This window comes from Vibrio pacinii DSM 19139, from assembly GCF_000711795.1.
Taxonomy (GTDB): domain Bacteria; phylum Pseudomonadota; class Gammaproteobacteria; order Enterobacterales; family Vibrionaceae; genus Vibrio; species Vibrio pacinii.
The window spans coordinates 198,040-219,591 of sequence record NZ_JONH01000010.1 but is presented as its reverse complement, the minus strand read 5'-3'; the positions used below and the strand labels follow the sequence as shown (position 1 = coordinate 219,591).

Below are 21,552 nucleotides of genomic sequence, written 5' to 3'. Positions count from 1 at the left end.
TGACCGTGTTGCTGCTATACCTAAAAGAAAGCAACCAACTTATCCGTATCGAGGAAGCTCTAGGTGAGCGCGCTCCTTTCCACGGTCTTAAAGAAGTTAAAGGTCAATAATTCACTTTGAATTATTAGCTTAATGCTTTTAAAAACACCTCGCATCGGCGGGGTGTTTTTGTTTTTGGGATAGAAAAATTTCTAGCTGAGCGCGCCGCTGATATGTGACAAACCAGCGGCCTTTGGAGCGGAAATTGTTTAATATTATGAGCTATTTGGCCATATACAGAGCCGAAATCAACTCTTACGGGGTGGAGATACAACTCGCATAAAGAGGTGTTGATTGTGATAATTCGGACTGAGAGCCATCATTTAAGTGGTAGGTGACGTAGTCTCCCACAACAAGACCTGCATCACTTGTCCAATAAGAGTATGTGATTGGCCAACCCAGTGCGCTATAAAAGTTTCCCACAGCGGCGTAAAGTAAATCGTAAATATCTTCTTCGTAAAGTAGCCAGTTGTTTCGCCCTTCCAACTCGATACTGCTTAAGTAGTCGCACCAGTTATTGGCTTGAGCCCAAGTCATCGCAATAAATTGACCATAACTACTGCCACCGGAAAAATCACTCACCGAAGAATCATAGCTTGGTGGATTATCGATCCCGTTGACGTAATCTAGACTAGGAGAGCTAGTAACATAGACTCCGGATGAGTCGACAATTTTTTGCATTAAGCAATCTTGGTTTAGCTGACACACTTCAACATCGACAGGAGCGCTCTCTACCCCCTCATAAGTGACAATTATCTGAGTAACATCAGAGCTACCAGTATAATAGCCAGACAAAACACCAGCTCCTAAGCTGGTGTCAAAATCAACCAGTCCTGTATTTAAAGAGCGCCACTTCGCTGCTTGGGTGATATCAATAGTAATCTCCTTTCCTTCGGCAGTAATTACTGTTGCTGAAGCACTAAGCTGTAGATCCCCACCATCGGCAACTTTTATGGGGTTAGGCGATACGGCAATGGAAGTCACTCCCGTGGGATTGATAGTGAGCGAATTATGGCCCTCAAAATAGCAGCCAAGAAAAAATAAAGCGGGTAGCAAAACTATAAGACATTTCAAACGTCGATACATGAGGCCACTACAAGTTCCAATGATATTATTATTAATATAAGTGTAGCCTGACTTTACTTACTGATGTATCGCTTTTCGATCATGTGTTTAATTTGTTATTGCGATGGCGCTGATCCGTTGTCGCTCTAATTGTGTTTTTATCTCTGCGCCTTTAAACCCCTCTTTAACGATGTCTTGGACATTAACCGACAGTGCGGCCTGATAGGCACTTTCGAATATCTCTTTCTGCGGGTAGTCGATATCTTCAAAACCCGTACGCCCACGACTATCAGCCATGCAACAAAGTAAAATATTGTCCAAGCGCTCTGGCTTACGCCACACATCAAACTTATTAAGTACTTTGAGTTTGGTTTCAGGGCGCAGCTCTGCCGCGCGATGAATATTTGAGTGTTGCTCACAGACCATCAGGGCTAAATCTCGATATTCGTTAGGCACCCGGACTCGTTCACATAGCGTTTTGATAAGTTTTAAGCCGGTATGACAATGCATTTTGTGACTCGGCCATTCGCTTTTGGGCGTAATTCCTTTACCTAAGTCGTGCACTTGAGCGGCAAAGCGTACCGGAAGAGATTCACTCAATAATGCCGCCTGTTTTGCGACCAACAGAGTATGGATCCCGGTGTCTATTTCTGGGTGCCATTGCTCTGGTTGCGGAACACCAAACAGAGCATTAAGTTCGGGCAGCACCACCTGCAACGCATCACAATCTCGCAATACTGACAAGAAGACCTGCGGATCAGCGGTTGATAATGATTTGTGCCACTCTTGCCAGACTCGCTCAGGTGTGAGGTGTTTCAGCTCACCGGATTGGCTAATTTGACGCATCAAGACCAAGGTTTCTGGCGCAATGGTAAAACCTAAGTGGTGCAGTTTGGCAGCAAAGCGCGCGACACGCAGGACTCGCAAAGGATCTTCGGTAAAGGCATCAGAAACATGGCGCAGAACGCGATCTTTAAGATCTTGTTGGCCATTGAAGGGATCGACAATTTCTCCGTTGGGAGCTTGAGCCATAGCATTAATGGTCAGATCACGCCTGAGCAGATCTTCTTCTAAGGTTACATCGGCAGCAAAGTAGCACTCAAAGCCGGTATAACCACTGCCTGTTTTACGTTCAGTGCGAGCTAAGGCGTGCTCTTGCTTGGTTTGCGGGTGTAGAAATACCGGAAAGTCTTTACCCACCGCAGTATAACCTTGATCGAGCAGCTCTTGTGGGGTCGAACCGACCACCACCCAATCTTTATCATAGACGGCTATATTTAGCAGTTGATCGCGAACTGCGCCGCCAACAAGGTATCTTTGCACCTAGCTCTCCCTTTTACTTATCTGGCCATTGGCTATTTGTGTCAGCAATGGTACTTTCCTTAGCAGTAAATTCCCAGAGACGAGAAGTATGTATCTACAACATTTTGCGCTCACTGAACTGCCTTTTTCGATTGTGCCAAACTCTCGTTTCCTTTATCAAAGTCGGCGTCATCAAGAAGCGATAGTGCAAATTCAAGCCGGTTTGGGTGAAGGCGGCGGTTTTGCCATGCTTACTGGTGAGGTCGGGACAGGGAAAACGACGATTGCTAAGTCAATACTCAATACTCTAGCAGACAACACTCAGGCAGGCTTGATTCTCAACCCGACTTTTTCCAGTATCGAACTGCTTGAAGCCATCTGTGATGAGTTTGGTCTTGATTACCCTCAAGGCGCGTCACTCAAACAACTTAATCAGACGCTGCATCACTTTTTACTGAGTAATCATAGCCAAGGCATTCAAACGTTGTTGGTGATTGACGAGGCGCAACACTTATCTGCCGATGTGTTGGAACAATTGCGTCTATTGACTAACCTTGAAACGGATAGGCAAAAGCTCCTCAAAGTTCTGTTGATTGGCCAGCCGGAGCTGCAGCAAAAACTGCAAATGCCGCAGTTAAGGCAGTTGGCCCAGCGGATAACCGGACGCTATCATTTATTACCGCTCAATCGAGACGAAACACGTGATTATATTAAGTTTCGTTTAACCCTTGCTGGTGGTTCGGCCGAGCTATTTTCATCAGCCGCAATTAAGTATATTGCGCGTCAAACGCAAGGTATACCACGACTGATTAACCTAGTGTGTGACGCTTGCTTGAAGCAGGCATACAGCCTTGGTGAACCAAAACCATCACTGGCTACGGTTCAGCGCGCCACGGACGAGGTGATGGGCTTTCAAACTGGCTCGGTTGCTCCGTTTAACCAACCAGCAAAATCTGGTCTGAGTAGCGCTGTCGCCACGTTAACAGTGGCGGTGACGCTTTCTGTAGCAGCATACGCCTTTGTGCCATCACTTAGCCATGCGTGGATACAAGCCTATCTTAAACAGCACCACCCACAAGTTGAGTCGACAACACAACAGCGTACCGTCTTTGCTGAGCCTGTGAAAACGTTGCTCATGCAAGGGGTGAATCAAGAGCAAGGTCTTGCAGCGTTGTATAAGGTATGGGGCTATCGGGCTTCAGTGCTTGATCAACTGTGTCTCGACAACACAGAGAGCCTGTTTCGTTGTCAGCGAGGGCAGGCATCGCTGGCACAATTAATCGAGCGCAATGTGCCCGTGCTACTCAATCTGACTATCGATGAGCAAAACTATTATGCGGTGCTTTATCAGGTTGAAAATAACTTAGTGACCCTGATGGTCAATGACCAACTGATAACCTTTGAACAACAGTGGTTAGACACTATATGGCAAGGCAATTATCATCAAATCTGGCACAGTTACTGGTTTCAGACGCTTAAACTTGGTATGTCTGGCGAACCGATAATGCGTTTAGATAAGCATCTATCACAAGTGTTAGGAGAGCCCGAATCGGCCAATGATCAATTTGATATTAATTTGAAGCACAAAGTAGAGTTATTCCAGCGCTGGCAAAATTTAAGTGTCGATGGTATTGCGGGTAAAGAGACGTTGCAATTACTTGAGCGCCTTTCTCAGCAGCAAGCACCTAAGCTCGTGGTGCAGGAGGAAAGTAATGTCTAAAGTCATGCAAGCGCTCAAAGAGTCGGAGCGCCTTCATCAAGCGACCCAATCTAATCAATGGCATTATCTGCAAACCAGTGTTAAACCAGGTTCGCACTCAATTGCAAAATACTTTGCCTTGGCACTATTGCCGCCAATCATGATCAGCGCGGTTGTGGTGTGGCAAGACTATCAACTGACTAAGCAACAGTGGCTTGAAAGTAATGTGGCTAAAACCTTAGTGCTTGATGTACCGTTTGACTATCATAGCCAGGTGGCACCGAGCTTTGAACCGCTTAAGGCGACGTATCGCGAGCCTCAAACGGGCACTGTTTCTGTTGTCGACACTAGCATCCGCAACAAGAGTGATGTGTCGAGCCAGAAAGAGAGCATCATTGGTGAAGCCTCGTCAAATCAAGATCCACTGCTTAACGGACTCGACCTATCTGAGCTGTCACCTGAGCTAGCACGGCGTTTTGAGTCGGTGCTCAACCCGTCTGTACGTTCACCAAGTCGGTCAAATTTGCCAGCTGCCTCTAATCTTGCCCAGCAAGCCGAGCGTTGGTACGGAAAACTGCCCGCGATGAACTTCCAAACACATGTCTATTCAAATAATGTCAGCAAGCGTTGGGTCAAAGTCAATGGCATTGAATATAACCAAGGTGATTGGATAAGCGATAGGGTTCAACTCGTGGCGATAGAGCAGCAAGCGACGTTGATTCGTTTCAACAATGAAATGATAGAGGTTCCGGCACTCTATGATTGGCCAGGTTAAGCGTTAGATAAATAAAAAGGTCACTGGAGAGTGACCTTTTTATCAATGCTTATGTGCTTACGACCAACCTGATGGAGAGCGTTTTCTGCGAGGCGTGATATGCGGAAGAATCAAACCCAGTAATAGGCCTATTCCAGCAACGCCACCACCGTACATGAAGTACTTCAGCAGTAAGTCATCTTTTTGCGTATCAAGTTTTGCACGCAGTTTACGCACCTCTTCTTGTGACGCCGAAAGCTGTTGGCTCATTTCACTGTAGCCCTGTTCAAGATCGTTAATTTGACGGGTACGAGTTTCTAAAGAGTCGACCAGTCCAGCTTTTTCTTGATCGGCATTTGAACGTGCATTCGCCAGTTTTCCTTTGACTTCCGCGAGTTCTTTTTCAAGACGTGGTAGGCGCAACGCCATACTTTCTTGATTAGTGACAAAACGACTTTCTACCCAGCCAGTGCGACCTTTTTCATCTTGAACTTGGGTATAGCCAGTGTCTTTATCGATCGACAACAGCTTCACTTTATCGCCAGCATCTACGCTGCCAATAATACGGAATTGGTTGCTCGGGCCAGAGTGCATATAAGTGAAGAGTTTATCAGAGATGTAACGGTTTTGAGCAAATGCAGCAGGAACTGCAAGCATTGATACTAAAACCAAGCAAACCAGTTTTTTCACGGTAAATCCTTTAACAGTCTTTTTGCAGGCTTAATCGCCATTGTCTATGTGTTGCTAACGCCAAATAGTAAGTAGTTTCTGAACTGACTGCAACAAAGAAGGGAGGCTGAGCCTCCCTTTCTGCGGGTTTGAGTCAATAATGACAGTGAGTTAACACATCACTGACGGATTAATTAAGTGAACGCCGCTTGAATCGCATAGAAAAAGACCACGGCAAGTAGTGCACCCGCTGGCAGCGTCACAATCCAAGACGCCACGATGTTACGAACAACACCTAGGTTTAATGCCGCAATACCACGGGCAAAACCAACACCTAAAACAGCGCCCACAAGCGTTTGAGTGGTTGAGATTGGCAGTCCAGTACCGGATGCAAGTACCACAGTACATGCTGTCGCAAGCTGCGCGGCAAAACCACGGCTTGGCGTCAATTCAGTGATACCAGTACCAACGGTTGCCATAACCTTATGGCCTAGCGTTGCCAAACCAACCACAATACCAAAACCACCTAATGGCAGAATCCACCAAGCTATCGTGCTCTTACCGGTAATTTCGCCCATGTGCTCAACAGTTGATACGACGGCAGACAGTGGACCAATCGCGTTCGCTACGTCATTAGAGCCGTGAGCGAAGGCCATTGCACAAGCAGTGATCACCATTAGCACGCTGAAGATACCTTCAACGCCAGCAAAACCGTGGTCATCTTCACGACTGGCAAACTTCTTCTGAATGTAGAAGTAACCGCCAGTCATTACGATGCCAGAAACAATCGCAGCCCACATCCACGCTTCACCATTACTAAGGTGTAGCCCAACGTGCTTAAGCCCTTTTTTAATCGTAACCAGTGCGATCACCATGGTCGTGATGAACATGTACACAGGTACAAAACGTTTGGCATTAAACAGAGGATTCTCTGTGTCAAAGATCAGTCGCTGCGCACTGACAAAGATAACGTAAGCAAAGAAGCCGGAGATAACTGGTGTAATAATCCAGCTACCAACAATACCTTGAACACTATCCCAATCAACCGCTTCAGTACCGACTGACACACAGGCAAAACCGATGATGGCACCGATAATAGAGTGTGTTGTTGATACTGGCCAACCCATGTAAGACGCAAGCAGTAGCCAAGTACCCGCAGCAAGCAGCGCGGACATCATACCGTAGACTAATACGTCTGGTTGGTGAGCAAATAGGGACGTTTCAATAACGCCTTTACGAATAGTGTCGGTGACTTCACCGCCTGCAAGGTATGCCCCCGCAAATTCAAAGATCATTGCAATAATGATCGCTTGTTTTACGGTTAGCGCTTTAGAGCCTACCGATGTCCCCATCGCATTGGCGACATCATTCGCACCAATACCAATAGCCATCAGAAAACCGAAAGCGGCTGCAATTAAAATCAGGACAGTGCCGTAGTTCGCAAGGATATCCATCGTATTACCTAGTTGTTGATAACAAGCGGAGCAAAAATTTAGCACGACAAAACCCCTTCAGCGCGTCAGTATTTAGCGCTTATGAGGGGTGTGTGCCTTTATTTTAGATGCTCTTCGTTATTTGGTTAACTTATCGTTATGAGCGTGACAACATTACTTCAAGGCGCGCACCAACACGTTGCGCCTGATCAGCAATACCGCCCACCCACTCTAGAATTTTGTAAAGGAACATCACATCAATCGGGTTCAGATCGGCTTCAATCGACATTAGCTGTTGACGAAGTTCAATCTGCATGACATCCGTGTCGTCCTCAATCGCATCCAGTTGGTGGATCATTTCAGCCACGAGTGTGACTTCGCGACCTTTAAATCCAGTTTCCAATAACTCATCAAGCTCATTGATAACTTTTTGCGCTTGGTTTGCTGCATCAAGGCAGCGCTTCACATACGCAATGAAGTTTTCTTGAAGAGGTGCAGGGATCATCAATTGACGGCCATAAACACGGCCAGCAATATCTTTTGCTAGGTTGGCGAGTTTGTCTTGCTGCGTTAGTAGTTCTAGCATATCGCTACGATCTACTGGCATAAACAAACCACGAGGAAGTTTGAGACGAATTTCGCGCTTAAGTACGTCGGCTTCTCTCTCTAGATGAGAAATTTGAGCGCGAATTTCAGAGGCTTTCTCCCAGTCACCTTTTGAACTAACTTCAAAAAAGTTGATGAGATGTGAGCAACATTCATTTACGCACACAACGTGGCGCTGCAAAGGTTTAATAGGGGACTTTGCAAATAACCCCATAATTGTATTTACTGGCATGGTCATTCAACCCAATTAATATAACCTAAAAACTAACATACACCATTTCATGGCGAAATGTTGAACGATGGCTATAAAGGCGCGCATGTTAACCCATTAAATCACTCATTAAAACTGTTTTAGATCATCATTAGGGTGATATTTCTTTCTTGCCGAGTAAGAAAATTGGCAATATCCTGTCTCTATCTGCTTTGAAAGGTATAGCTATGGAAACCGAGATAGAACTGAAGTTTTTTGTTTCTCCTGAATTTTCAGAGACTTTGCGCAATAAGATCTCTGAAACCAAAGTACTTCAGCACAGCTGTCGAGCGCTGGGTAACATCTATTTTGATACCCCAGATAACTGGTTACGTCAACACGATATTGGCTTGCGTATTCGTCGTTTTGATGATGTGTACGTCCAGACAGTCAAAACCGCCGGGCGTGTGGTGGCAGGGTTGCACCAACGACCGGAATACAACGCTGAGCACGATCGGAACCAACCGGATTTGACCTTACACCCTAGTGACATCTGGCCAGAGGGTAAGGATGTCGCCACTCTTCAATCGCAACTTACCGCGCTTTTTTCTACCAACTTTACTCGTGAGCAATGGCTGATTGGTATGACTGATGGCAGCCAAGTCGAAGTTGCCTTTGATCAAGGCCAAGTCGAGGCGGGTGGCAGAGAAACCCCTATTTGTGAAGTGGAGCTGGAGCTGAAATCAGGTCAAACCGATGCACTGTTTACTTTAGCTCGTCACTTCTGTGAGCATGGTGGTATGCGCCTAGGCAACCTCAGCAAAGCTGCGAAAGGGTATCGTTTAGCGGTGGAATACCCAGGCGATGAGGTTAAACCTTTGGCGTTGGTGCCAACGAATAAGCACGACACGGTAGAATCTTGCTTTATTAACTCACTTGAGCATGCGCTCTCACATTGGCACTACCACGAACAGATTTATGCAGAGCGTGATTCGATAGAAGCGTTACATGAAATAAAAAATGCCATCAGTTTTATCCGCCAGATTTTAACCGTCTATGGTGGTGTGGTTCCGCGCCGCGCAAGTGCGATTTTACGCCAAGAGCTGAAATGGTTAGAGCAAGAGCTGGAATGGTTGCGAGATTACGACTACCTAGAAGATTTACTTGACGATAAAGGCCACGCATTGCGCAAATTGGATGCGCGCAAGTTTTTGATCGCAGAGCTTAAGTTAGTTCAAGAGCAGCTGCCAGCCCGTGAGCAAATGTTAGAGTTAATTACTGGTGCACGCTACACGGGCTTGTTGCTTGATTTAAGTCGCTGGATTCTGACTCGTGGATGGCAGCCGTTTCTCGACGACAAAGCTCGTGAAAAGATGGCACTTAACATTGAGCACTTTTCGGTGGAGCAACTTGAGCGTACTTGGACTGAATTAATGCAAGCTTTTCCACCGGAGAAGAACTTAACCGGTGACGACTATATCGAGCAGCAGTATCGTTTGATGCGTAACCTTTATACCGGAGTGAGTTTTGCCCGCTTATATAATAGTGAGGATCGCAATAGCTTCCGTTTACCTTGGAGCGACTTACTGCACGGCACTGACGATTTGCTTAAGTTAAAGACCCTAGAACAACTGGTCGATAAACTAGAAGATGAAGATCGTGAGCAACTGCAGCGTTGGTTGATACGTCAGCAAGGCTCTATTTTACATGCAATGGAACAAACGCGTGTTATCTGTATCGAGGCTGAGCCGTATTGGCGCGATTAATTGCCGTTATTACAGTGAATGAAACGAGAGCTTAAGGCTCTCGTTTTTGTTTCTGCGCGGTGTGAGATTCGCGTTCGATTTTATCGAGCCGCTTGAGAATTTCGTTCTGTTTTTCTACCAACTCGATCAATAGTCGTTCTTTATTCTTTGAACGGTCGTCTTGACCTTTAGACGGTGAGGTAATCATCGACGTGATTAAGCCAGAAATCATACCAAACAAGCCGACGCCACAAATGATCAACGCTGATGCCAAGATGCGTCCAGCATCAGTGACCGGATAATGATCGCCATATCCAACGGTTGATATCGTCACCAAAGCCCACCACATGGCATCGCCGCCATTATGAATATTGGCATCGGGAGAACTTCCCTCTAAAAACAACATGGTACTTGAACCAACAGTCATCAAGATAACCAACAATAACAAGATAGAAGCAAGCGTGGTTTCGCGTTTGTTTTCCAATGATTTTTTGAGCGCGTGGCGACTTGAACGGATCACTAAGATCACTCGCAAAATTGAAAATAAGCGTGCATAGCGAAGCGGTTCGATCATCGGCACACTGGCCACAAAGTCTATCCAGTGTCGTTGCATATATTTCACACGATCTGTAGAGCGGATCAAATCTATACAGAGTTGCAAAAGGAATATGCTACAGATAACGAAGTCTAAGCCGATAAATACCTGTCGAGTTTCTGGGCGTAATGGAAAAAACAACAAGCCCGAGATCACAAATAGCGCCATAAATGACAAGATCAGTGACAACAAGCTCATCGGTTTTGTGTCGTCTTTGGTAATATCTCTATTCATACGAGGCTCGAAATAAATTAAGTTCAGTATTATCAATGCAGTCGCACCTTCTGTGCCACTCTAATATAAAGCATTGAAAACTCAAAATATGACAAAGTGGAGAACGGACAATGACCAAGATGGTGTTTAAGCCGTGGGAACGAGTGATTACGGATATTCGACTGGTTCCTAAGATGGTAATGCTGATGGTATTCAGTACCTTACTCATCATCAGCAAACAGTTGTGGGACGCAAGTACCTTTTATGATTCTCTACTTGCCGCCACGCAAAACATTCAGGTAGCTCAGGAGCATTACGACGCTTATCTTGTTCAAGTTGCCTGGCAGACGGGTTTGCTGATCCTCGTTTTTATCACTTTGTTAATGTTTGCCGCGCGTGTGATGCTGCGTCAAACTCAATATCTAAATGAGTCGATTAAATTAATGGCGCAGAAAGACCTTTCGGTGCCAATCGAAATGGCCTGTAAAGATGAGTATGGCGATGTAGCGCGTGAGTTAGAGAAAACTCGTGTGCAACTGCAAGAGATGATTCGACTACAGATAGATGCGTCGCAAGAGCTGTCTGGTTTGACTGAAGTGATGACATTAAGCATGTCAGAAACCAAAGAGTCGGCGAAAGAAGAGTTTGACGAAATTGATCAACTCGCAACAGCAATGAGCGAGATGACCTCTACAGTTCAAACGGTAGCAGACCATGCGCAGAGCGCCTCATCATTGACCGAAAATGCGTCTGGTTCGGCGGTTACAGGTCAACGATTTGTTCAAGACACAGTGAAAAAAATCAGCGAGCTATCGAAAGATATCGCCGCTTCTGCTCATGCGGTGAATCAAGTCGAGGAAAGTGTCGACTCGATAGGTAGTGTCGTCGGTACTATTCAAGGCATCTCCGAGCAAACCAATTTATTAGCGCTTAATGCTGCGATAGAAGCGGCGCGCGCTGGAGAGGCAGGTCGAGGTTTTGCTGTGGTGGCAGATGAGGTGCGTAACCTTGCTCAGCGTACTCAACAAGCAACGGTCGAAATCCAAGAGATGATCTCTAAGTTACAAGCCAGTGCTAGCTCCGCCGTCGACTTGATGGAGAAGAGCGTGGTTGAAGCCGCTGAAGGGGTTGAACTGGTCACTAATGCTGGTGATGAGTTAGATGGCATTGTCGATCAAGTAAACCAAATTAATGATATGAATTTCCAAATTGCGACAGCTGCGGGTCAGCAGAGCAATGTCGCGGAAGAGATGAATCAGAACTTAACTAACGTGCGTGAACTGGTAGAAGCATCGGTGACCGTGGTCTCTGAACTGCTTGAAACCTCTGAAATCATGCAGCAGAATGCGGAAGAGCTCGACAAGAAGATCACATCATTTAAAGTCTAACTTCTCAAGTTATTGTTAAGAAACGCCCACTGGCTACTAGTGGGCGTTTTTTATTGGTATAAATAAGCATATTACCATCCTCTCAGCTGGTATTTCTCGAACAAGGAAGAATCATGCAACTGCCAGAAAGCCTCCTCTCTTATTCTCAATCAGCGCTTGAGTCGTTACATCTATCTGATGCACTTTCACACTGGCCTGAACCACTTCGCCAACAGCTTTGCTATGTTGCAGGGCTCAGCCAGTTTGTGGTTGACGTTTTAACTACCGATGAGCACTTGCAACAGGCATTGCCTGAGATGCTCGCTCAGTCATCACGTTGTCAGGATTATCGTCAGCGCTTAGCCGCTATGCTTAGTGAGTGCAGTGATGAGATGCAAGGCTATCGCGTGTTGCGCCAGTTTCGTAACCGAGAAATGGTTTACATCGCTTGGCGTGACTTTACGGCCTCATGGCGATTAGAGCAGAGCTTAGCGCACCTCTCTGAGCTTGCCGAAGCGATGATTTTCGAAACCTACCAATGGCAATACAAAGCGTGTTGCGAGTTGTGGGGGACGCCAACCAATGAGCACGGTGAAGCGCAGCCAATGCTCGTCATCGGCATGGGCAAACTTGGTGGCGGGGAACTCAATTTCTCGTCCGATATCGACCTGATTTTTACCTACCCAGAAAACGGTGAAACTCAAGGTGCTCGTAAGAGTTTCGCCAATGCACAATTTTTTACTCGCTTAGGTCAACGCATCATTAAAGCGCTCGATCAGCAAACGTTTGATGGCTTTTGTTACCGTGTCGATATGCGTCTGCGCCCGTTTGGCGATAGTGGTCCGCTGGTCATGAGCTTTGCGGCACTGGAAGACTACTACCAAGAGCAAGGGCGTGATTGGGAGCGCTATGCAATGATTAAAGCGCGAGTGATGGGCAGTGAAATGTATCCTCAGTATCAAGAGCTGCGCCAAATGTTGCGTCCCTTTGTCTTTCGTCGTTACATCGATTTTAGCGCGATTCAATCACTGCGTCGGATGAAGTCGATGATCAGCAGTGAAGTGCGCCGACGCGGCCTGAGCAACAACATCAAGCTCGGGGCGGGCGGAATTCGTGAAATCGAGTTTATTGCTCAGGTATTTCAACTTATTCGCGGTGGACGTGAGCCAAACTTACGTCATCGAGGTCTTCTGATTACTCTAACTGCCATCGAAGAGCTGGAACAGTTAACGGCAGAAGAAACCGCCTGTTTACGCCACGCATATAAATACCTTCGTCGTTTAGAGAACCTGCTTCAGGCAATGGCAGACAAACAGACTCAGACCTTACCTGAATGTGAACTGGAACAGCTACAACTGGCTGTCGCGATGGGATACACACAATGGTCACAGTTGATAAGCGATGTGCAGATGCATATGGACAATGTGCATGTGGTGTTTCTCAATTTGATTGGTGATGATGAGGATGAGCAACAAGAGATCGCAGTGCATTTTGTCGAGTTGTGGGACATGGCCGCCAAGCAAGATGTGATTGAGCATATCCTTGAGCAAGATGTTGAGGTTGAAGACCCGCAGCAGATGGCGGCCACCATCATCCAGTTTAAACAGGATCTGGCGAAAAAAACCTTAGGCCCGCGTGGGCGAGAAGTACTCAACCGACTGATGCCGAAGATCTTTGCAGCCTTATATGCTCACCCAGATGCTAAATTCGGCCTGCCGCGCGTGCTGCATTTGTTACATAAAATTGTCACGCGTACCACTTACCTAGAGCTGCTTGATGAGCATCCGGCAGCCTTAGTGCAGTTAGTTCGACTGTGTACTGCCAGTCCGATGATTTCAGAGCAGCTGGGTCGCTATCCTATCTTGCTTGATGAGCTTATCGACCCCCAGCAACTGTACAATCCGATTCCACTCGACAGCTATCGAACCGAACTGCGCGATTTCCTTGCACGCATACCTGAAGATGATATGGAGCAGCAGATGGAAGCGCTGCGCCAATTTAAGCAGATTTGTATTTTACGCATCGCGGCGGCCGATATTGCTGGCGTGATACCGGTAATGAAAGTGAGCGATCACTTAACCTATCTCGCTGAGGCGATTGTGGAGTCGGTTGTTGCACAAGCGTGGCTGCAACTGACCGAGAAATATGGTCAACCGACACATCTTAGCGAGCGTGATGGCAAAGGTTTTGCCGTTATTGGTTATGGCAAAGTCGGCGGTTGGGAGCTAGGGTACAACTCTGATTTGGATATTGTGTTTATGCATGATTGCCCTGTGCATGTGAATACGGACGGCAAGAAAGAGATTGATGGCCGCCAGTTTTACCTGCGGCTTGCTCAGCGTATCATCCATATTTTCTCGACACGTACCGCCTCTGGCATTTTGTATGATGTGGATACTCGTCTGCGGCCTTCTGGTGTGTCAGGGTTATTGGTTAGTCCGAGCGATGCTTTTGATGAGTATCAACGCAATGATGCTTGGACATGGGAGCATCAAGCCTTAGTTCGAGCGCGAATGATCTATGGCGATGCGCCATTACAGCAAGCCTTCGCAAAAACGCGTCACGAAATTTTGACCTTAGAGCGAGATGAGGCCACCTTGATCAAGCAAGTGTCAGACATGAGAGTGAAAATGCGTGACCATCTGGGGGGCAAGAAAGCAGGGCGCTTTATGCTTAAGCAAGACCCCGGTGGTATTACAGATGTTGAGTTCTTGGTGCAGTTTTTAGTACTGCGCTATAGTCACCAAAAGCCCAAGCTAACCCGTTGGAGCGATAATGTGCGTATTATTGAAACCATGATAGCGCAAGGCATTCTTGAACAAGCCAACGCAATGGCATTGACCCACGCTTATACCGAGATGCGCGATCAGATCCATCACCGTAACTTACTTAACTTAGATGCGGACGTGGCCGAGGATAAATTCCTTGCTGAGCGTGAGTTTGTTATCCAACAGTGGCATGAGTGGTTAGAATAACCGCTCAGCTTTATGCTAAACTTCTGCCCGAATTAGAATTTGGAGATCCACAATGAAGCCAATCCTGCCTAACTACAGCGACTCTGGCGTGCTGATTATCGGCGATGTGATGTTAGATCGCTATTGGTATGGCCTGACTGGTCGTATTTCACCAGAAGCCCCAGTACCTGTAGTCAAAGTAGAAAATAATGAAGAGCGTCCTGGTGGTGCGGCGAACGTAGCAATGAATATTGCTTCTCTTGGCGGTAACGCTCATATTGTTGGTTTAACGGGGATTGATGAACCTGCTAAGGTCCTCAACGAGACGCTGTCTGCGCTCAAAGTTGAATGTGACTTTGTGAGTCTGCCTAATTACCCAACCATTACTAAACTGCGTGTTCTTAGCCGTGGTCAACAATTGATCCGGCTTGATTTCGAAGATCAGTTTGAAAATGTTGACGCTGAGCTGATTCTTGAGCGTATGGAGCGTGCCCTGCCGAAGGTGAAATCCGTGGTGTTATCGGATTATGCTAAAGGCGCACTTGAGCACGTGCAACTGTTCATTCAAAAAGCCCGCGCGGCGAATGTGCCAGTATTTGTCGATCCTAAAGGGGCCGATTTCGAACGCTATCGCGGTGCCACTCTTTTAACGCCAAATATGGCTGAATTTGAGCATGTGGTCGGTAAAGTGAAGTCAGACCAAGAGCTAGAAGAAAAAGGCCTTGCTCTGATTGAAGAGTTTGACTTTGAAGCGCTATTGGTTACGCGCAGTGAACACGGCATGACGTTATTGCGCCGTGGTCAAGCACCATTCCACTTGCCAACTCAGGCGCAAGAAGTCTATGACGTGACAGGGGCGGGCGATACGGTTATTTCGGTATTGGCGGCTTCGGTTGCTGCCGGTAAACCACTTGATGAAGCCTGTGCGTTGGCCAATGCTGCTGCGGGCGTTGTGGTTGGTAAGCTAGGCACGTCAACCGTGTCGACCATTGAATTGGCAGAAGCTGTACATGGCAGTCAAGACACAGACTTTGGTGTGATTAGTGAAAGTGCGCTGATGCAAGCGGTGAAAAATGCTCAAGCGAAAGGCGAGAAAGTCGTCATGACCAATGGCTGTTTCGATATTTTGCATGCTGGTCATGTCTCTTACTTGAATCACGCCGCTGAGCTTGGCGATCGCTTAATTGTTGCCGTCAACACCGATGAATCCGTTAAGCGCTTAAAAGGTCCTGGCCGTCCAGTCAATCCAACCGATCGACGCATGGCGGTATTGGCGGGTTTAGGCGCGGTTGATTGGGTCGTACCGTTTAGCGAAGATACGCCGCAACGTTTGATTGGCGAAGTATTACCAGACCTATTGGTTAAAGGTGGTGATTACCAACCGGAAGAGATTGCTGGTGGTAAAGAAGTGATAGCCAATGGTGGCCAAGTCAAAGTACTTAACTTTGAGGATGGCTGCTCAACCACTGAGATCATTGATGCGATTAAAGGCGGTAAAGGTTAACCCTTTATTGTGTTGTAAGTAAAACGCCTGCTTGATAGCAGGCGTTTTTATTTGAGAGCAATAAAAAATGGAGCCATCAGGCTCCATTTTGTCATCGTTCAAGATCAATTAGTCTTCTAGATCGCCACAGAAACGGTAACCTTCACCGTGAATTGTCGCGATAATTTCTGGTGTGCCAGATACCGACTCAAAGTGCTTGCGGATGCGACGAATCGTCACGTCGACAGTACGATCGTGTGGTTTTAGCTCACGTCCGGTCATCTTTTTCAGCAAGTCTGCACGAGTTTGGATCTTGCCTGGGTTTTCACAGAAGTGAAGCAGGGCACGAAACTCTGAACGTGGCAGTTTGTAACCATCGCCGCTTGGACTGACCAATGAACGACTGTTGATATCCAACACCCAGCCATTGAACACGTATTTATCAACGCTACGCTTTTCTTCGCTGACTGCGCTCGCGTTCATTGAACGGTTGAGCAAGTTGCGTGCACGGATAGTCAGTTCACGTGGGTTAAATGGTTTGGTGATGTAGTCATCAGCACCGATTTCTAGACCAAGGATTTTGTCGACTTCGTTGTCGCGACCCGTTAAGAACATAAGCGCCACATTGGCTTGCTCACGCAGCTCACGAGCGAGTAGTAGACCGTTTTTGCCTGGAAGGTTAATGTCCATGATAACTAAGTTCACTTGGTTATCAGACAGCACCTGGTGCATTTCTTCACCGTCACTGGCCTCAAAAACAGCGTATCCCTCTGCTTCAAAAATACTCTTAAGAGTGTTACGAGTTACTTGCTCATCTTCAACAATAAGAATGTGCGGGGTTTGCATTGGCGGTACCTAAATTTGTGAAAAATTTGTGCTAATAGATTAAATTCTAGGCAAAAATATAACATACAGGTAATGTGATGTTGATAATAAACCAAAGATTATAAAATTACACTCTCTTTGATTGCCCGCCATCCTTGGTGCATTTCTCTACCCTTAGAGGTCCATCTTCCTCTGTGCTCTATCAGTCTTTGAGGCGGATTTTATAATTTTAACAGCATGCTAACAACGTAGAAATGTTAATTCCAATCACTTTGTTGATTTATATCAATAGTTAGAATGTAACAAATATTAATAGTATTCAATCGATGTATAACGGGAGACATTATGGCAATAGATGCACATTTTTGGCGTGCCTATCAACAGCCCTACTTCCGCTTTGAGGCTCTGCCAGTTGCAAAACAGTTCGCTATTATCACCGCTTGGAATCCGGGCAGTGAGTGGCAAACACAAGCAGAGAATGATAGCAACAATCACCACTTAGCTGTAGATTTGGTCCATACTGGTTATAGTCGCGTACTAGTGGGAAACCAAAACTTCTCTTGGGCTGAAGAGAGTTTCGCCGCTCCAATTACGCAAGAAAAGGCGATGGAACTAGGGCGAAAGTTTGCTCAAAATGCCATTTATTTTATCGAAGAGGAGCAACTATTCTTGCTCTCATGCATCGATGACATGACGCGGCTGCCATTAGGACATTGGCGTGATCGATGCCGATAGAAGATTTATTATTTGGAAGTTCAAGGAGGAAAAATGAAAGACATAACCCCTGATATTTGTGATAAACACGCAGACAAGGTAACACTGCTCGATCTACCACTACACAGCTTTGGTCGTAAGTTTGCCTTTTATGGTGAAATTGTCACGGTACGTTGTTACCACGATAATTCAAAAGTTCGAGAAATGTTAAGTCAAGATGGTCGCGGTAAAGTCCTAGTCGTCGATGGCCATGGTTCATGCCAAAAAGCATTGCTCGGTGATCAATTAGCGATTCTAGCCATTGATAATCACTGGGAAGGTGTGATTGTAAACGGTGCGGTGCGTGATATCGCTGCTATGTCTGAGATGGAATTAGGCATTAAGGCGCTTGGTGCGTCCCCGTTTAAAACTGAAAAGCGCGATGTGGGCGAAACCAATGTGACGTTAACCATCCATAATCAAATGATCCAACCGGGAGATTACATCTACGCGGATTGGAATGGGGTATTGATGTCGACAGAGTTGCTTGATTGGAATTAAAAACGGAAGCCTAAGCCGACCTCAACACCTTTCTGCCATTCTTGGTAATCAAGGGTGGCATGAAAGTCGAGATTATCGGTCAGTTTCATCCGACTCGATACTTCGGCAGCAAGCGACGACTCTTTACCTGCAACAGTGTTGTCGTCGCTATAAGAGTGTAAGGTACTCTTGACCGATAGTCGTGGAGTAAACTGGTAGCTCACACCACTCAAAAACCCCGTTTCATTGATGTTATTATTACTGTTAAGGCGAGCCCCAACGTAAAGATCGACCTTGTCGAACAGGTTGTACGAATACCCGCCATCTATTTTCCAAGAATCGAAGTCATGTTGATCGCTTTCACTTAACACAAAGAGCTTGTGCGGAGAGCTACTTTGCTGAGCAGGAAGTGGCGGAAGTTTGGCGGCAAATAGCGGGCAGGCGACGAACGCCGCCAATAGGCATAGTGTTGTTCTCATTGACCACTCCTTTGCTCTGTCTGCTCTCCACTGCAAACCTAATTAAAGCATAATTCGCTTGGCTGTGAAGTAACTTTTATATAGCAATTAGTTATTACGATGTATGCTATTGATTTCATTGATCGCACTTATGACGTGGTTAAATCGGTGTTGCGCTTTAGCCATTCGTTGCTCTACCGTGAACAAAAATAGCAACTTTTCGTTGACGCCGAGATAAGAAATAGGGTAAACGTATGGTTAAGCAAACACACGACGTATAGAAAATTATTCTTATGCAGCACCAAAGCCTAGTAATGACCACAACCATTATTATTACCGACATCACAATTGTTGGGGCAGGCTGCTAAACGAAAGAAATTCAAAAAAAGGCCTGTATCCAACGAGATACAGGCCTTTTTTTATGCCGTTTTAAAACATTTTGGAGAAAGGGATGCGAGTTTTAAAGTTTGGAGGTTCATCATTAGCAGATGCTGATCGTTTTTTACGTGCAGCGGATATTATTGCTAATAATGCCCAGCAAGAAGAAGTGGCGGTGGTTTTATCTGCCCCAGGTAAAACCACTAATAAGCTAGTTTCAGTCATAGAAGGTGCGTTGAAAAACGGCCAAGCTGAGCTACAAATCGCCGAGTTAGAAGACGCATTTCGCGATCTTTTCCAAGACATCAAACAAGTCTTACCCAATATTGATGGCGGCGGTTACGATACCCAAGTTAAAACCTCTCTTTCTCAACTAAAACAGTTTGTACATGGGATTAACTTACTCGGAATGTGCCCGGATAACGTTAATGCCCGTATCATCAGTAAAGGTGAGCGTGTTTCGATTCAATTGATGAAAGCGGTACTTGAAGCCAAGGGTCAGCCAGCCAGTCTTATCGACCCTGTTGAGTATCTGTTTGCGCGTGGAGAACCATTAGAAGCAATGGTCGATGTCGATATCTCTACGCAAAATTTCCGTCAAAAGCCTTTACCGCAAGGTCACGTTAATATCATGCCTGGCTTTACTGCCGGTAATGAACAAGGTCAACTGGTTACTCTTGGCCGCAATGGTTCTGACTACTCTGCTGCTGTACTCGCTGCCTGTTTACGTGCCGATTGTTGTGAAATCTGGACTGACGTTGATGGGGTGTATAACTGTGACCCTCGTTTAGTCGCTGATGCGCGTTTACTCAAATCGCTGAGTTATCAAGAAGCGATGGAGCTCTCTTACTTTGGTGCGTCGGTTCTGCACCCTAAAACTATCGCACCGATTGCTCAATTCCATATTCCTTGCCTGATAAAAAACAGTTTTAATCCGCAAGGTGCCGGTACGCTTATTGGTCAGGATACTGGTGAAGATAATCTCGCAATCAAAGGCATTACCACGTTAAGCGATCTGACGATGGTCAACGTGTCTGGCCCAGGCATGAAAGGCATGGTCGGTATGGCGAGTCGAGTGTTTGGCGCGATGTCATCTGCAGATGTTTCGATTGTCTTGATCACTCAATCGTCTTCAGAGTACAGCATCAGTTTCTGTATTGAAGCGCAAGACAGAATAGTGGCAGAACAAGCATTGAGGGATGCCTTTGAACTTGAACTGAAGGATGGCTTGTTAGAGCCTGTTGAATTTATTAATGACGTGGCGATCGTGACACTGGTGGGTGATGGTATGCGCACCTCACGCGGTGTGGCGTCTCAGTTCTTCTCTTCTCTGGCTGAAGTTAACGTAAACATTGTTGCGATTGCACAGGGCTCTTCAGAGCGTGCAATTTCTGCTGTGATTCCAGAAGATAAAATTTCTGAAGCGATCAAAGCGTGTCACGAAAACCTATTTAATTCAAAACACTTCCTTGATGTGTTTGTCGTTGGTGTCGGTGGCGTCGGCGGTGAGCTGGTGGATCAGATTGAGCGCCAGCAAGCAAAATTGGCAGAGAAAGGCATTGTATTGCGTGTCTGTGGCCTCGCCAATAGCAAAGGGTTACTGCTTGATAGTGAAGGGTTGCCGCTTGAGCATTGGCGCGATCGCATGAAAGGTGCGTCTGAAGAGTTCAGCTTAGCGCGTCTTATTTCATTGGTGCAGCGTAATCACATCATCAACCCAGTGTTGGTTGATTGTACGTCGAGTGAAGTGATTGCCAACCAATATACCGATTTTCTTGCGGCGGGTTTCCATGTTGTGACCCCGAACAAAAAAGCCAACACATCGAGCATGGCTTACTACCATCAATTGCGTGATGTTGCGCGTAGCTCACGCCGTAAGTTGATGTACGAAACAACGGTTGGTGCAGGTTTGCCCGTGATTGAAAACCTGCAGAATCTTATCTCTGCTGGTGATGAACTGGAGCGTTTCAGCGGTATTTTATCTGGCTCGCTCTCTTATATCTTCGGTAAGTTAGATGAAGGTATGACACTGAGCCAAGCAACAAACATCGCCAAAGAGAACGGCTTTACTGAACCGGACCCACGTGATGATCTCTCGGGAATGGATGTAGCGCGTAAGCTATTGATTCTCGCCCGTGAAGCGGGGATGAACCTTGAACTGGAAGATGTCATTATCGATCAGGCATTGCCACCAGGTTTTGATGACTCAGGAAGCGTCGAAGAGTTTATGCAGCGTTTACCAGAGGCGGATGCCTACTTCCAACAGCTATCAGCGCAAGCCGCTCAAGAGGGCAAGGTGCTGCGTTATATGGGTGAGATCATTGATGGTCAATGTCGCGTGAGCATGTCGGCAGTCGATGAAAACGATCCTATGTTCAAAATCAAAGATGGTGAAAATGCCTTGGCTTTTTACAGTCGCTACTATCAGCCTATTCCGTTGGTACTGCGCGGTTACGGTGCAGGTACAGAGGTGACAGCGGCAGGGGTGTTCTCTGACGTGATGCGTACACTTGGTTGGAAATTGGGAGTATAACGATGAGTCGT

The 21,552-nt window shown here is 46.4% G+C and carries 17 protein-coding genes and 1 other annotated feature; of the genes, 9 read left to right on the top strand and 8 right to left on the bottom strand.

Annotated features, from left to right (window positions below; genetic code table 11):
* Positions 1 to 294: 294 nt before the first annotated feature.
* A complete protein-coding gene (locus tag BS19_RS06880) occupies positions 295 to 1,023 on the bottom strand; it encodes a hypothetical protein (RefSeq protein WP_038174232.1) in 729 nt (242 codons plus the stop codon).
* A gap of 189 nt (positions 1,024 to 1,212) precedes the next feature.
* A complete protein-coding gene (locus tag BS19_RS06875; RefSeq protein ID WP_038174231.1) occupies positions 1,213 to 2,427 on the bottom strand; it encodes a multifunctional CCA addition/repair protein in 1,215 nt (404 codons plus the stop codon).
* 88 nt (positions 2,428 to 2,515) lie between these two features.
* Here BS19_RS06875 and BS19_RS06870 point away from each other — a divergent pair, with 88 nt between their 5' ends.
* Positions 2,516 to 4,126, top strand: coding sequence for an ExeA family protein (locus BS19_RS06870; protein WP_038174230.1), 1,611 nt, complete (start codon positions 2,516 to 2,518; stop codon positions 4,124 to 4,126).
* The gene (locus tag BS19_RS06865) at positions 4,119 to 4,880 is read left to right on the top strand and encodes a general secretion pathway protein GspB (protein ID WP_038174228.1); all 762 of its coding nucleotides are present in this window, start codon (positions 4,119 to 4,121) and stop codon (positions 4,878 to 4,880) included. The genes BS19_RS06870 and BS19_RS06865 overlap by 8 nt, the downstream gene beginning before the upstream one ends.
* A 57-nt stretch (positions 4,881 to 4,937) precedes the next feature.
* Here the strand turns inward: BS19_RS06865 and BS19_RS06860 are convergent, their stop codons facing one another.
* The 3 genes from BS19_RS06860 to BS19_RS06850 all read right to left on the bottom strand — a co-directional run bounded on the left by BS19_RS06860 (position 4,938) and on the right by BS19_RS06850 (position 7,799).
* Positions 4,938 to 5,549 carry a TIGR04211 family SH3 domain-containing protein gene (locus tag BS19_RS06860; protein ID WP_038174227.1) on the bottom strand — a complete coding sequence of 204 codons (612 nt, stop codon included), beginning with the start codon at positions 5,547 to 5,549 and terminating at the stop codon, positions 4,938 to 4,940.
* Between the two features lie 173 nt (positions 5,550 to 5,722).
* Positions 5,723 to 6,982: an inorganic phosphate transporter gene (locus BS19_RS06855; RefSeq protein ID WP_038174226.1), complete on the bottom strand. Its 1,260-nt coding sequence runs from the start codon at positions 6,980 to 6,982 to the stop codon at positions 5,723 to 5,725.
* Between the two features lie 136 nt (positions 6,983 to 7,118).
* Positions 7,119 to 7,799: a TIGR00153 family protein gene (locus tag BS19_RS06850; RefSeq protein WP_038174293.1), complete on the bottom strand. Its 681-nt coding sequence runs from the start codon at positions 7,797 to 7,799 to the stop codon at positions 7,119 to 7,121.
* A gap of 206 nt (positions 7,800 to 8,005) precedes the next feature.
* Between BS19_RS06850 and BS19_RS06845 the strand changes: the two genes are divergently transcribed.
* Positions 8,006 to 9,523 (top strand): CYTH and CHAD domain-containing protein, encoded by a 1,518-nt coding sequence (locus BS19_RS06845; protein WP_038174225.1) that lies wholly within the window; start codon positions 8,006 to 8,008, stop codon positions 9,521 to 9,523.
* 31 nt (positions 9,524 to 9,554) lie between these two features.
* On the opposite strand, the gene BS19_RS06840 is transcribed toward BS19_RS06845, so the two are convergent.
* The gene (locus BS19_RS06840) at positions 9,555 to 10,331 is read right to left on the bottom strand and encodes a potassium channel family protein (RefSeq protein WP_038174223.1); all 777 of its coding nucleotides are present in this window, start codon (positions 10,329 to 10,331) and stop codon (positions 9,555 to 9,557) included.
* A gap of 110 nt (positions 10,332 to 10,441) precedes the next feature.
* Here BS19_RS06840 and BS19_RS06835 point away from each other — a divergent pair, with 110 nt between their 5' ends.
* From BS19_RS06835 to hldE, 3 genes are all read left to right on the top strand, one after another.
* Positions 10,442 to 11,698: a methyl-accepting chemotaxis protein gene (locus BS19_RS06835; RefSeq protein ID WP_038174222.1), complete on the top strand. Its 1,257-nt coding sequence runs from the start codon at positions 10,442 to 10,444 to the stop codon at positions 11,696 to 11,698.
* 113 nt (positions 11,699 to 11,811) lie between these two features.
* Positions 11,812 to 14,652, top strand: coding sequence for a bifunctional [glutamate--ammonia ligase]-adenylyl-L-tyrosine phosphorylase/[glutamate--ammonia-ligase] adenylyltransferase (gene glnE, locus BS19_RS06830; protein WP_038174220.1), 2,841 nt, complete (start codon positions 11,812 to 11,814; stop codon positions 14,650 to 14,652).
* Between the two features lie 52 nt (positions 14,653 to 14,704).
* Positions 14,705 to 16,135, top strand: a complete 1,431-nt coding sequence (gene hldE, locus BS19_RS06825; RefSeq protein WP_038174219.1) for a bifunctional D-glycero-beta-D-manno-heptose-7-phosphate kinase/D-glycero-beta-D-manno-heptose 1-phosphate adenylyltransferase HldE — start codon at positions 14,705 to 14,707, stop codon at positions 16,133 to 16,135.
* A 108-nt stretch (positions 16,136 to 16,243) separates the two neighbouring features.
* On the opposite strand, the gene arcA is transcribed toward hldE, so the two are convergent.
* On the bottom strand, positions 16,244 to 16,960 hold the full coding sequence (gene arcA / locus BS19_RS06820) for a two-component system response regulator ArcA (RefSeq protein WP_038174218.1): 717 nt from the start codon (positions 16,958 to 16,960) through the stop codon (positions 16,244 to 16,246).
* Positions 16,961 to 17,284: 324 nt separating this feature from the next.
* Between arcA and BS19_RS06815 the strand changes: the two genes are divergently transcribed.
* Both BS19_RS06815 and BS19_RS06810 read left to right on the top strand, forming a co-directional pair.
* On the top strand, positions 17,285 to 17,674 hold the full coding sequence (locus BS19_RS06815; RefSeq protein ID WP_038174216.1) for a DUF3293 domain-containing protein: 390 nt from the start codon (positions 17,285 to 17,287) through the stop codon (positions 17,672 to 17,674).
* A 33-nt stretch (positions 17,675 to 17,707) separates the two neighbouring features.
* The gene (locus tag BS19_RS06810; RefSeq protein WP_038174215.1) at positions 17,708 to 18,193 is read left to right on the top strand and encodes a putative 4-hydroxy-4-methyl-2-oxoglutarate aldolase; all 486 of its coding nucleotides are present in this window, start codon (positions 17,708 to 17,710) and stop codon (positions 18,191 to 18,193) included.
* On the opposite strand, the gene BS19_RS06805 is transcribed toward BS19_RS06810, so the two are convergent.
* Positions 18,190 to 18,651, bottom strand: coding sequence for a hypothetical protein (locus tag BS19_RS06805; RefSeq protein WP_038174214.1), 462 nt, complete (start codon positions 18,649 to 18,651; stop codon positions 18,190 to 18,192). The two genes, BS19_RS06810 and BS19_RS06805, sit on opposite strands and share 4 nt — an antisense overlap.
* A 282-nt stretch (positions 18,652 to 18,933) precedes the next feature.
* Positions 18,934 to 19,052, top strand: a sequence feature (Thr leader region).
* 29 nt (positions 19,053 to 19,081) lie between these two features.
* On the opposite strand from BS19_RS06805, the gene thrA reads away from it, so the two are divergent.
* Entirely contained in the window at positions 19,082 to 21,541 is a 2,460-nt protein-coding gene (gene thrA / locus BS19_RS06800; RefSeq protein ID WP_038174212.1) for a bifunctional aspartate kinase/homoserine dehydrogenase I, read from the top strand.
* Positions 21,542 to 21,552: the final 11 nt, after the last annotated feature.

What these genes read in the sequence shown, in the direction of transcription:
- BS19_RS06870 (WP_038174230.1), top strand. Translation starts at nt 2,516, where the DNA reads ATGTATCTACAACATTTTGCGCTCACTGAACTGCCTTTTTCGATTGTG.
- BS19_RS06865 (WP_038174228.1), top strand. Translation starts at nt 4,119, where the DNA reads ATGTCTAAAGTCATGCAAGCGCTCAAAGAGTCGGAGCGCCTTCATCAA.
- BS19_RS06855 (WP_038174226.1), bottom strand. Translation starts at nt 6,982, where the DNA reads ATGGATATCCTTGCGAACTACGGCACTGTCCTGATTTTAATTGCAGCC.
- BS19_RS06850 (WP_038174293.1), bottom strand. Translation starts at nt 7,799, where the DNA reads ATGCCAGTAAATACAATTATGGGGTTATTTGCAAAGTCCCCTATTAAA.
- BS19_RS06845 (WP_038174225.1), top strand. Translation starts at nt 8,006, where the DNA reads ATGGAAACCGAGATAGAACTGAAGTTTTTTGTTTCTCCTGAATTTTCA.
- BS19_RS06840 (WP_038174223.1), bottom strand. Translation starts at nt 10,331, where the DNA reads ATGAATAGAGATATTACCAAAGACGACACAAAACCGATGAGCTTGTTG.
- BS19_RS06835 (WP_038174222.1), top strand. Translation starts at nt 10,442, where the DNA reads ATGACCAAGATGGTGTTTAAGCCGTGGGAACGAGTGATTACGGATATT.
- glnE (WP_038174220.1), top strand. Translation starts at nt 11,812, where the DNA reads ATGCAACTGCCAGAAAGCCTCCTCTCTTATTCTCAATCAGCGCTTGAG.
- hldE (WP_038174219.1), top strand. Translation starts at nt 14,705, where the DNA reads ATGAAGCCAATCCTGCCTAACTACAGCGACTCTGGCGTGCTGATTATC.
- arcA (WP_038174218.1), bottom strand. Translation starts at nt 16,960, where the DNA reads ATGCAAACCCCGCACATTCTTATTGTTGAAGATGAGCAAGTAACTCGT.
- BS19_RS06815 (WP_038174216.1), top strand. Translation starts at nt 17,285, where the DNA reads ATGGCAATAGATGCACATTTTTGGCGTGCCTATCAACAGCCCTACTTC.
- BS19_RS06810 (WP_038174215.1), top strand. Translation starts at nt 17,708, where the DNA reads ATGAAAGACATAACCCCTGATATTTGTGATAAACACGCAGACAAGGTA.
- BS19_RS06805 (WP_038174214.1), bottom strand. Translation starts at nt 18,651, where the DNA reads ATGAGAACAACACTATGCCTATTGGCGGCGTTCGTCGCCTGCCCGCTA.
- thrA (WP_038174212.1), top strand. Translation starts at nt 19,082, where the DNA reads ATGCGAGTTTTAAAGTTTGGAGGTTCATCATTAGCAGATGCTGATCGT.